This window comes from Candidatus Borrarchaeum sp. (assembly GCF_019058535.1).
Taxonomy (GTDB): domain Archaea; phylum Asgardarchaeota; class Sifarchaeia; order Borrarchaeales; family Borrarchaeaceae; genus Borrarchaeum; species Borrarchaeum weybense.
Genome location: NZ_JAHPYX010000155.1, coordinates 1 through 3,110, shown reverse-complemented (window position 1 = coordinate 3,110; position 3,110 = coordinate 1). Strand labels below are relative to the sequence as shown.

Annotated in this window: 3 protein-coding genes; 1 reads left to right on the top strand and 2 read right to left on the bottom strand. The window is 37.5% G+C overall.

Going from position 1 to position 3,110, the window contains the following annotated elements; all coding sequences use genetic code 11:
* Positions 1-493 precede the first annotated feature (493 nt).
* Entirely contained in the window at positions 494-727 is a 234-nt protein-coding gene (locus QVB70_RS09230) for a hypothetical protein (RefSeq protein WP_287585444.1), read from the bottom strand.
* Between the two features lie 325 nt (positions 728-1,052).
* Complete coding sequence (locus tag QVB70_RS09225) at positions 1,053-1,832, bottom strand: acetate--CoA ligase family protein (RefSeq protein ID WP_287585443.1); 780 nt, start codon at positions 1,830-1,832, stop codon at positions 1,053-1,055.
* 624 nt (positions 1,833-2,456) lie between these two features.
* On the opposite strand from QVB70_RS09225, the gene QVB70_RS09220 reads away from it, so the two are divergent.
* A partial coding sequence (locus tag QVB70_RS09220; protein WP_287585442.1) for a helix-hairpin-helix domain-containing protein occupies positions 2,457-3,110 on the top strand: 654 nt, incomplete at its 3' end.

Sequence of the window (3,110 nt, the reverse complement as noted above, 5' to 3'; positions counted from 1 at the left end):
CCTGAGACCTGCACCATCATCATGTCCGGTGCCTGCCCCAACATTGGCGATGAGGACCTACCCGCGGATGCGGAGCTGACCTTTACAGGTCGTTAAATATAGTTCGGGGCACCTGCTCTTGTCCCAGCAAAAAGGGGAGGTGCCCACCACTTTACAAAGAAATATACCGCAATTCATCTCCACCCTAGCGGATGGAGTCTTCTTGCGGAGGTTAGATAAAAATGGTCTTCGCTTGTATAAATAAGCTAATCGCTCACAAGAAATCTTCCCATTAACTTTGTGTTTTTTCTTAGGAGATACCAAAATGAGTGAAGATGAAATGAAATGTCCGAAATGTGGTGGGCCAGTTGCCATTCGCAAAATTTCATTGAATAAAGTACAAATTTCCTGCGAAAGATGTGGACATACATGGGTAGAGTGAGAAATAATTCAACAAAAAACGAATCGCTCTAAGTGATATTTCATTTCTTGTTTAGTTTCATAAACCATTAATTTACGTAGTCTTTTTTATGAGTTCAAGGAAGTTTTTCTTAGAAAAACTGCCCACTTCGAATGCTTCCAATGCTACATGAAGTGATTCTGCTTTTGCGATACTTTCTTTATCCAACTCGTTGGAGGTATGTGCGGCATCCCAGAAGAGGTTGAAGAAATCTTTAGCTTGTTCAAATGAACTTTTTCCATCAGCAAATTTTTGCAATTCTTTCCATAATTCTGAAAAATGCATCATTACACGCCCCTTATTTTTCTACTACGAAAAATGAAAATATTGAATTACAAAGTCTTATTCCCTTCTGCTAATTATCTAAGATCAATATAAATAAACATTCAGGTAAAGTCCTCCGCAAAAGGTGTATCGTAATTTCTCCGCAAACGTTTGCATTGACTGTTTCTGGACATTTATTTTCCAGAAAAATAACAAGAGTCTTATAGATTCGGTAAAAATCACATAAGTAGTATAATACCCTTTAATGCAAACGAAAAAAACAAATGTATTGAAGAGCTCCTCAGTAAACTTGAGTTTAGAAAAAAACCGTATCTATTATTCTTTATGACTAAGCTTCGTTTGATTCACTCGTGAGAATCACTCTGCAATCCACTGCAATTACTTCCTTTTCAGTTGCGAAGAGAGGGTTTATGTCAATCTCCCGAATTATCGGCAACTGCTGTTTGGCTTTATCATCTTGTTCCCAAGATACATTCATTATTAACTCTGAGATCAGAAGCAAGGATTTAACTATTGCATCCTTATTAACTGGAGGTTTTCCTCGTACTCCCTCTAGGATCTTTTTAGCTTTAATTTCATCAAGCATCTCTCGGGCATCATATTCGGTGATTGGAACTACACGAAAGCTCACGTCTTTCAGGACTTCGACGAAAATACCGCCCAGTCCAGTCATAATAAGTGGACCAAAAGTGGGGTCTATAGTTGTTCCAATGATGATCTCAACACCTTCTACCATTTCTTCAACCATAATGCCTTCCATAGATGCTCTTGTAATGCCTGCTCTCATAATACGTGCTGTCATATCATCAAAGGTCTGCGCTGCTTCTTCAGGTGTAGCTATACCTACCGCAACACCTCCCATATCTGTCTTGTGAAGTAATTTTGGATCTGTGCTAACAATTTTCATTACCACAGGGCAGCCAATTTCATTAGCCAATTGTCGTGCATCTTCTGACGATCTTGCTACCCCAAATTTATTTACAGTAATTCCACAAGCCTTGAGGATGTCTTTACTTTCTGCGACATCTAAAATAGATCTATTTTCTCTTTTCGCCTTTTCAATAATATCATTAACTTTATTGATATCAATTTTTTTGACTTCTTGCATGAGCGTTCACCTGTAAGAATATATTTTGCATATTATTGAACTTAGTATTAGAATTTTGCATACACTAAGAAAATTTGCCTAACACTTTCAGTTTCAATATTTACATAAATGGGTGTCTTACTTTAAAAGTGGTACAGGATATAAATAATAATAGCTCGAAAAGGTCTGGGTTGTATGGAATTATTTCCACCCGTTTACAATTGACTGCTCTCACATGTCGGGGAGTTAATAGAGCCCCGGATGAAACAAGGTAGTTCTTACCGTAAATGTCGATGATCCGTGATCTTCTCAAGCACAGCGGGATAACTTCCTTCAAGACTTCGGAAATACCGAACAACAAAGTATTAATGAGGTATGTCTTGAACTCGGTGACGAGCGCACAGCTTGATAGTCTTAGAGCTGGATCTTCCTTTTGTCAAGGAAGGGAGATTTGATGATTATCATAAAGAGTGGAGCATAAAAGACAACTTCACATCTTTATAAGCAATCAAAAGGTTGATGATATAGTATGACAGTGGTCTTTCGTAGTAATTAATTTTTATACCTCGCTTCAATATAATTTAATATCAGTAATTTTGTCGAGTTCACTTGACTAATTCTTGAAAGTATACACAGGGGAGAATAATGGTTAGACCGATAAAACACTTATTGGATAAAAAATATGAACTAACTTCAGATCTTGATTTGCAAAGTCTCCCATTGGAAGCGCTCCAATCAGTTTCTAAGAAAATGTCAACGAAGTTACAGATGGCAGGAATAAATTCTATTCCTGAACTTGCTAATGCATCAATAGAATTAAAAGTGGAAGGAATTAGTCAAAAAGAGATCAAAAAAGCTATATCGTATGCACAAGATGTTATGAAACATGCTAGCGAACCTGATATCCAAGAAGGTATAATGCCACTTGAGGAAATGTTAGATAAAAAGCATGAAATGACTCCTAGTAATGAACTTGCTGGTTTAGAACTAGAAAGTATTCAAGGACTAACTAAAACTGATGCAGCTAAAATTAGAAAGGCAAATATTGGATCAACAATTCAAGAACTCGCTGGGTCGAGTATAGATAGTTTAAGATCCGCAGGATTGACTGATTACAAAGCAGGTAGAATTTTTGACTTTGTCACAATGATTATGACTTACGCAGAACCAGAGCCAGTAGTTGAACCAGAGCCGGTAGTTGAACCAGAGCCGGTAGTTGAACGAGAGCCGTTAGTTGAACGAGAGCCAGTAGTTGATCTAGTGCGAGTAGTTCATCTAGTGAGAGTAGTTACAATAAGT